Raw genomic sequence first — 8,403 nt, 5'->3', positions numbered from 1 at the left:
GCCGGTGCGGGATGCGGCGCCGGGCCGGCCGGTGCCGGCCGCGCCGTAGGGGTCGGCGATCGGGCCCGGCGGCTGGGTGCCCGTGGACGCCGGGCCTGCTCCGTTGCCGCCGCCCGTAACGCCGGGCACGCCGGGAGCGCCGGGGCCGCTTCCCTGCCGTCCCGGGCCTGCGGGATACGGCACCTGCGTGGAGTACGGGGACTGGGTGGACCCGTTCGTGTGGGGCCCGGTGCCGCCCGGGGCCGCGGGGAGTTGGCCAGGCGAGGCGCTCCGGCCGCCCTCCGGCGCCGTGCGGGCACCCGGCAGGGCGGTCGAGGCCCGGCCGCTCTGCTGCGCCTCCTGCACCCGCGCGGCGGCGCGCGCCCCCGCCCGGTACGCGGCGATCGCACCGGCCCGGGCCGCCCTGATGTCCCCGGCGCTGCCGAGTGCCCGGGGAGCCGTCACGGCGGGAACGCCGCCGCCTGGTGTGCCGTCCCCGCTCGCGGGCAGGTGCCCGGCCCGCGCCTCGATGGCGGCCCGGCGCAGGGCCTCGGGATCGCTCCGGGGAGCCGGTGCGGCGGTCCCGGACGGTCCGCCGGAGGATCCGGGCGGCCAGGCTCCGTTGCGTTGCGCGCCCGGCGCTCCGGAGGGCGTATGCGGGGCGGAAGCCCCGACTCCGGAGCCCTGCGACCCGAAGTCCCGCGGCCCCTCGGGGCCCTCCGATCCCTCGGAGCCCGGGGGCAGCGGCACCGGGTCGTAGCCGCACAGCGCCTCCTCGGCCGCGCCGACCGCGAGACCGGTGAGCATCACCCGGCCGTCGTCGCAGACCAGCACCGTGCGCGCGGTGATGTTCCGGTGCACCCAGCCGTGTGCATGCAGCGCCCGCAGCGCCATCAGCACGTCGGAGGCGACCTCCGCCGCCCGGTACGGCGTCAGCGGCTTCTCGGCGAGCAGGGCGGCCAGCGGGCGCGCTGCCACCAGCTCACTGACCACCCACAGCGAGCCGCCCTCCGCGAAGACGTCGAAGACCTGGTCGAGCCGGGGATGGTCCGGGATGGCGGCCGCCGCCTGCGCGGCCTCCACGGCCCGCCGCACGACCGGGTCCGTGGGCCGGCGGGTGCTCGACCGGGCGGGCGGGCGGCCCGGGCCGCGCAACGCGCTGCCGTCACGTGCGGTGAAGCCCTCCGGCAGACCCTCGGCGTCGAGCACCTCGGCCTCGACGACCTCCGGCAACGGCACCTGCCTGACCAGGACTTCCTGCCCGCTGCAGGTGTCGAAGGCGCGGGTCTCGGTGAGTTCGTACTCGTCGGACGGCGGCAGCGGCAGGCGGTAGCGGTCGGCGAGAACCCGTCCCGCATAGTCGTCCACGTTGCCTCCCCCGGCAGTACGGTCGGTCAAATCCGCTCGCCTCGCGACCCGTTCCGGCTGCGTACGGTCCGCAAGCACTCACGATACGTGCCCGAGGCAACCCGCAAAGAGGGGATGCCACATCTCACTTTCCAAACGGGGGTGCGCCCATGCTCCGGAGGGGCTCAGGACTTGGGCTCGAAGGAGCGCGTCAGGGTCCGCCAGGTCTCCCTGCGCTCCTCCTCACCCCACGTCTGGGCCTTCGCCGTGTACATCAGGGCGTACCCCTGCCGGTCGTTGACCACGAAGCCCCGGTCGATGGTCCGCCACTTCGTCCCGTTCTCCACATACGTGAACTCCCAGTCGGCGGCCTTCCAGCCGCGGTAGCCCACCTTCTCTATGCGGATCTTCTTGTACTGCGACCGCACCATGAAGCGTTCCTGGTTCCGCCAGTCCGCCACCGGGTCGGACTTCGGCGTGGACGTCCAGGCGATCAGCAGCCTCTGCCCGTCGGGCCCGGTGAAGCGGTCCCCCGCCGCCCCGGTCGACTGGTACTTCCACCCCTCGGGCAGCCCGATCGAGTAGCCCTGGTCCCCCTTGTACGTCTCCTCCGCCGAGGTGTCGTCGTCGCCCTCGTCGTCCGAGGAGCCGCCCGACGAGCCGTCCGACGCTCCGTCACCGGCGCCACCGCCCGCGGGCGCACCCGTCCCGGCCGACTCGGTCGCGGAGCCGTCGGTACCGGTGCCGTCCTTCTCGTCGCCCTTGGTCCGGGGGCCGGCCGACGCGTCCGCGGTCGCCGCGGCACCCTTCCCGGCGGCCTTGCCGTCGTCCTCACCACCGTCGGCGAGAGCGATGCCGATCACCACTCCGATCACGGCGAGCAGCACGATCACCGCGATGGCGACCAGCGTCTGCCGCGGCACCACATCGGTGATCGACGCCCGGGGCGCGGGACGGGCCGGGAGGTCCGGCGGGGTCATCTTCGGCCAGCCCGAACTCGCGCCCTTGGCCGCGGGCTGCGCCGCCGGCGGCTCGGCCCCCGTCCCGGCCCCGGAGCCGCCACTCGTGCCGGAGTTCTTGCCGGCCGCCCCGGCCGCACCCGTGCCGGTGGACGCGGTGCCCGCCACGGGCGCCCCGCTCCCCGTGCCCGCGTTTGCCGGGCCCGCGGTCGCGGCGGCGCCGTCCGTGCCGGAAGTCGCAGCTGTACCGGCCGACTTGGCGCCGACGGCAGCACCCGTGGCCACAGCGGCTGCCTTGCGCACGGAGCGCAACGCGCCCCGCAGCCGCTCCCCGGCCTCCTCGCCCAGCTTGCCCCCGGACCGCGCCGCCCGCTCACCGGGCTGCTCCGGCAGCGGCACCACCTTGGTGGCGTCCGCGGGCTCGGCCTCCTCCTTCTCGGGCGCGTGGATGACCGCGTTCAGCATGGCCCGCGCCCCGGCGTCGTCGAGCCGCTTCTCCGGGTCCTTGGTGAGCAGCCCGTGGATGACGTCCCTGAGCGGTCCCGCGTTCTTCGGCTCCTCGAGCGGCTCGGTCATCACCGCCGTGAGCGTGGCGATCGCGGAGCCCTTGTCGTAGGGCGGGACTCCCTCCACCGCCGCGTAGAGCAGTCCGCCGAGCGACCACAGGTCGGCCGCCGGCCCCGGCTTGTGGCCGCGGGCGCGCTCCGGGGAGATGTAGGAGGGCGCGCCGACCAGCATGCCGGTCGAGGTGATGGACGGGTCGCCCTCGACCTGGGCGATGCCGAAGTCGGTGAGCACGACCCGGCCGTCGTCGGCGATGAGCACGTTCGACGGCTTCACGTCGCGGTGCAGGATGCCCTGCCGGTGCGCGGACCGCAGCACGTCGAGCACGGCGAGCCCGACCTCCGCCGCCCGTCTGGGCTCGAGCAGGCCGTCCTCCCGGATGACCTCGGCGAGCGACTTGCCCTCGACCAGCTCCATCACGATCCAGGGCCGGTCGTCCTCCTGGACCACGTCGAAGACGGTCACCGCGCTGTTGTTGCGGATCCGCGCGATCGCCTTGGCCTCACGCAGCGTTCGCGTGATCAGCCGCCGTTTCTCGTCCTCGTCGATGTTGGACGGGAACCGGAGCTCCTTGACGGCGACCGTCCGCCCCAGGGTCTCGTCCTCGGCCCGCCACACCGTCCCCATGCCGCCGCGGCCGAGCACTTCTCCCAGCCGGTACCGCCCGGCGAGGAGACGTGCGCTCTCGTCCGTACGGGATGTTCCCGCCCGCTCCGCCTCCGACATGCGTCCCCTCATGCAACCCGCCCTGACAGAGCCTTCATTGTCTCTCACGCGACAAGCGGCCGGCGCTCAGGGTGCCCCACGCGCCGTCCCGGTCCGCCCGAGCCGGTGACCCGGGTGAACAAGGCGTTCCGCCACCCTGCATGATGGGGCCCCCGAGGACGGAGGGACCGGGATGCAGCCGCTGCGGACACTACTGGCCGTTCCTGTGTCCCTGGCCCTGCTCGTCCTCGCCCCGGGGGCCTCCTCGGCCCCCTCCGTCTCGCCCGCGGACGAGCTGGTCCCGCAGCTGGTCGCACGGGGCGGTGCGCCGGGAGCGGCCCTGCTCGCCCGGACGGAGGACGGCTCGCGCTACGCCCAGGCCGGCCAGGGCATAACGCGCACCGACCACTTCCGCGCGGGCAGCATCACCAAGACGTTCATCGCGACCGTGGTGCTGCAACTGGCCGAGGAAGGCCGTCTGTCGCTGTCGGACACCGTGGAGGAGCATCTGCCGGGGCTGGTGCGGGGAGCCGGGAACGACGGGCGCGCGCTGACCCTGCGTTCCCTGCTCGCGCACACCAGCGGTCTGTACGACTTCACCGTCCAGACCCGGGGCACGGTCCCCGTGACGCCCCTTCAGGCTCTGCGCATCGCTCTCACCCACCCCCCGGCCGCCAAGGGCCGCTTCTCCTACTCGAACACCAACTACGTCCTGCTCGGCCTGGTCGTAGAACGGGTCACCGGCCGTTCCTACGCCGCCGAGGCCGAGCGGCGCATCCTCGCTCCGCTGGGTCTGACGGGCACCTCCTTCCCCGGCTCCGAGAGCTCCCTTCCCTCACCGCACGGCCGCGCCTACAGCTCCGGCGGAGCCGACGTCACCGAGCTCGACCCGCGGGTGGCCGGCGCGGCGGGCGAGCTGGTGACCACGCTCGCCGATCTGAACCGCTTCTACGGGGCGCTGCTGGGCGGTGAGCTGCTCTCCCCGCGGATGCTGCGCGAGATGCTCGACACCCGTACCGCACACGGCTCGTACGGCCTGGGCCTGTATCCCGAGAAGCTTCCGTGCGGCACGACCGTGTGGGGACACAACGGACGCATCCTGGGCAGCTACGTGCGCACCGCAGCCACCGCGGACGGCCGGCGGGTCCTCACCTTCCGGCTGAACACGGACACGATGGACGATCCCGGCCTCGAACCCGCGGTGCTCGCGGCCGAGTTCTGCCCTCGCACCCCGTAGAACGAGCGGGTTCCGAACGAAGATCCCGGTTCACGACACTCGTTCGAGTGAACGGGGAGGGGCGGCTCCGCCGGCCGACGAGAACCACCGCCCGGGACCGCCCGGAACCACCGTCCGGCACCGCCACCGCTGAACCGTCACAGCGGCACGATGTCCGGCGCCCCCAGCCGTGCCGCGTCCGCCGTCAGGTCGTCCGGCTGGCGCTGCGACTCGCGCTCCGCCTCCACCCGCTTCTCGTAGTGCTGCACCTCGCGCTCGATCTGGTCCTTGTCCCAGCCCAGCACCGGTGCCATCAGCTCGGCGGCCTCCCGGGCGCTGCGGGTGCCGCGGTCGAACGTCTCGATGGATATGCGGGTGCGCCGGGTCAGCACGTCGTCCAGGTGCCGTGCTCCCTCATGGGAGGCGGCGTAGGTGATCTCGGCGCGCAGATAGTCGTCGGCCGCCTGCAGGGGCTCGCCCAGGGAGGGATCCGAGGCGATGAGGTCCAGGATCTCCTCGGTGAGTGAGCCGTAGCGGTTGAGCAGGTGCTCCACGCGCACCGTGTGCAGTCCGGTGCGGGCGGCGATGCGGGCCCGTGCGTTCCACAGCGCCCGGTATCCCTCGGCGCCGAGCAGCGGGGTGTCCTCGGTGACGCAGTCGGCGACGCGCACGTCGAGGCCGTGTACAGCGGCGTCCACGGCGTCCTTGGCCATGACGCGGTAGGTCGTGTACTTGCCGCCGGCGACCACGACCAGACCGGGCACCGGGTGGGCCACGGTGTGCTCGCGCGACAGCTTGCTGGTGGCGTCGGACTCGCCGGCCAGCAGCGGCCGCAGCCCGGCGTACACGCCCTCGACGTCGTCCCTGGTGAGCGGCACGGCGAGCACCGAGTTGACGTGCTCGAGGAGATAGTCGATGTCGGCGCTGGAGGCGGCCGGGTGGGCCTTGTCGAGATCCCAGTCGGTGTCGGTGGTCCCGATGATCCAGTGCCGGCCCCAGGGTATGACGAACAGCACGGACTTCTCGGTGCGCAGGATGAGCCCGGTCGTGGAGTGGATGCGGTCCTTGGGGACGACGAGGTGGATGCCCTTGGAGGCCCGGACGTGGAACTGGCCGCGTTCGCCGACCATCGCCTGGGTGTCGTCGGTCCACACGCCGGTGGCGTTGACGATCTGCTTGGCGCGGACCTCGTACTCGCCGCCGCCCTCCACGTCCTGCACCCGGGCGCCGACGACCCGCTCGCCCTCGCGCAGGAAGCCGGTGACGCGGGCCCGGTTGGCGACCTTGGCGCCGTAGGCGGCGGCGGTGCGCACCAGGGTCGCCACATAGCGGGCGTCGTCCATCTGGGCGTCGTAGTACTGCAGGGCGCCGACCAGCGCGTCCTTCTTCAGGCAGGGCGCCACTCTGAGGGCGTGACGGCGGCTCAGGTGACGGTGCAGGGGCAGGCCCCGGCCGTGTCCGCGGGCCATGGACATCACGTCGTAGAGGGCGACGCCCGATCCGGCGTAGAGCCGCTCCCAGCCCTTGTGCTGGAGCGGGTAGAGGAAGGGCACCGGCTTGACCAGGTGCGGCGCGAGCCGCTCCAGCAGCAGGCCGCGCTCCTTCAGCGCCTCGCGCACCAGCCCGAAGTCGAGCATCTCCAGATAGCGCAGGCCGCCGTGGATCAGCTTGCTGGACCGGCTGGAGGTGCCTGACGCCCAGTCACGTGCCTCGACCAGTCCCGTGGACAGGCCGCGCGTCACGGCGTCCAGCGCGGTGCCCGCGCCGACCACGCCGCCGCCCACCACCAGCACGTCCAGCTCGCGCTCGGCCATGGATGCGAGTGACTCGGCGCGCTGCGCCGGCCCCAGTATCGCTGTCCTCACCGCTGCCTCCCGCTCATCGGTCGCGTCGGCCGCACCCGTCGGGCGAAGCCCGGTCCCCCTGTCTCATGCCCAAATTCTGACCGGCTTGCCCGACTTCAGCCACCAGGTGCCCCCAGCCTGTGGACAACCGCCCGGGACGACTCACCGAATTTCAGCCGATCAATCCCGCAAATCGGTCATATTTACTCCTAGTCTGACATTGCGCTCGCTCGTTCTGTCCACACGGCTTGCGCACCTGTCCCACTTCGGCTACTGGGAAGGACGGCCCACGCCATGCCCGCAGATCTCGCCGTCATCGGACTCGGCCCGTACGGCCTGCCCCTGGCCCAGGCCGCCGTCGCCGCCGGGATTCCGACCGTCGGCTACCGGACCGGCCCCGAGGCGGGCTCCCTCAGCCCGGCCGAGGTGCGCCGGATGCTCGCGCAGGGATTCCGCGTCACCGCCGCCCCGGCGGAGCTGGGCCGGGTGCGCACCGCGGTCATCTGCGCGCCCGCCCCGCGCGGCGCGGACGGCGCGCCCGACCTGAGCCAGGTGGAGGCCGCCACCCGCACCCTCGCCGCGCGGCTGCGCCCGCACACCACCGTGATCCTGGAGTCCCCCGTGCCGCCCGGCACCACCGAGGGCTTCCTGCGGGAGCTGCTCGAATCGGAGTCCGGGCTGCGGGCGGGGCGCGACTTCCACCTCGCCTACTCCCCCCACCGCCTCGATCCCGGCAACCGCGACTTCACGCCTGCCAACACGCCGAAGGTCATCGGCGGGCTCACCTCCGCCTGCACCGAGTCCGCCGCCGCCTTCTACGGGCGGATCACCGACAAGGTGGTCCGGGCGCGCGGGCTGAGGGAGGCGGAGACGGTGCAGGTCCTGGAGACGAACTTCCGGCACGTCAACATCGCGCTGGTCAACGAGATGGCCGTGCTCTGCCATGAGCTGGGCGTCGACCTGTGGGACGTCATCCGCTGCGCGGAGACCAAGCCGTTCGGGTTCCAGGCGTTCCGCCCCGGCCCCGGCGTCGGCGGCCACGCGGTCCCCCAGGACCTCACCGCGCACGCCGGCCGCCCCCTGCGCATGGCGGAGCTGGCCCAGGAGGTCAACAGCCGCATGCCGCGCTACGTCGTGCAGCGGGCCGCCGCGCTGCTCAACGAGCACGGCAAGTCCGCGCGCGGCGCACGCGTCCTGCTCCTCGGCGTCACCTACAAGCCCGACCTCGCCGACCAGCAGGGCACACCCGCGCGGGAGATCGCGATCCGGCTGATGGACCTCGGCGCCTCGGTCAGCTACCACGACCCGCACGTCCCGTCCTGGAACGTCCTGGACCGCCCCGTCCCCCGCGCCGACTCCCTCTACGAGGCCGCAGCCGGCGCCGACCTCACCATCCTCCTCCAGCAGCACCGCACCTACGACCTCCAGGGCCTGTCCGTAAAGGCCCAGCTCCTGCTCGACACACGGGGGGCAACACCTACAGGGGCGGCGCATCGGTTGTGAGCGGGGGCGCGGGGCAGGGACGTGCGACTGCGGCTTGTGGTGGGCGGGACGGCGCATGGGTACCGTATGCCGGGGTGGAGCCCACCGCAGGGGGTAGCTGCGGCAGGCTCCCGATGGTGCACGCAGTGTCCGCCCCTAGCTGTCGTGGGGGCGGCCGCTCACCATCCGAAGATCCGCAAGATCAACCTCCTCCGGTACTTCACCATCCGAAGACGGATCCGATCCCAGCGAGTGGGCTTGCGGTGGCGTCCCATGGGAGCCCCCTTCCGCGTCACCCGCACCGAGA

General features: G+C 73.2%; 5 protein-coding genes. 2 read left to right on the top strand and 3 right to left on the bottom strand.

All coding sequences use genetic code 11. From position 1 onward, the window contains the following. Window positions 1–1,347, bottom strand: a 1,347-nt coding sequence (locus tag ABD207_RS18465) for a protein kinase (RefSeq protein ID WP_344014202.1), incomplete at its 3' end; no start/stop codon positions are given. A gap of 164 nt (window positions 1,348–1,511) precedes the next feature. Continuing rightward, the gene (locus ABD207_RS18460) at window positions 1,512–3,575 is read right to left on the bottom strand and encodes a serine/threonine-protein kinase (protein WP_344014201.1); all 2,064 of its coding nucleotides are present in this window, start codon (window positions 3,573–3,575) and stop codon (window positions 1,512–1,514) included. Between the two features lie 172 nt (window positions 3,576–3,747). Between ABD207_RS18460 and ABD207_RS18455 the strand changes: the two genes are divergently transcribed. After that, window positions 3,748–4,791, top strand: a complete 1,044-nt coding sequence (locus ABD207_RS18455; protein WP_344014200.1) for a serine hydrolase domain-containing protein — start codon at window positions 3,748–3,750, stop codon at window positions 4,789–4,791. A gap of 137 nt (window positions 4,792–4,928) precedes the next feature. Here ABD207_RS18455 and ABD207_RS18450 read toward each other — a convergent pair whose 3' ends face one another. After that, the gene (locus ABD207_RS18450; protein ID WP_344014199.1) at window positions 4,929–6,635 is read right to left on the bottom strand and encodes a glycerol-3-phosphate dehydrogenase/oxidase; all 1,707 of its coding nucleotides are present in this window, start codon (window positions 6,633–6,635) and stop codon (window positions 4,929–4,931) included. A gap of 273 nt (window positions 6,636–6,908) precedes the next feature. On the opposite strand from ABD207_RS18450, the gene ABD207_RS18445 reads away from it, so the two are divergent. Then, window positions 6,909–8,117 carry a nucleotide sugar dehydrogenase gene (locus ABD207_RS18445; RefSeq protein ID WP_344014198.1) on the top strand — a complete coding sequence of 403 codons (1,209 nt, stop codon included), beginning with the start codon at window positions 6,909–6,911 and terminating at the stop codon, window positions 8,115–8,117. Window positions 8,118–8,403 lie beyond the last annotated feature (286 nt).

This window comes from Streptomyces thermospinosisporus, assembly GCF_039526425.1.
Classification (GTDB): domain Bacteria; phylum Actinomycetota; class Actinomycetes; order Streptomycetales; family Streptomycetaceae; genus Streptomyces; species Streptomyces thermocarboxydovorans.
Note: the sequence above shows the minus strand (reverse complement) of the source record. Positions and strands in the feature narration are given on the sequence as shown.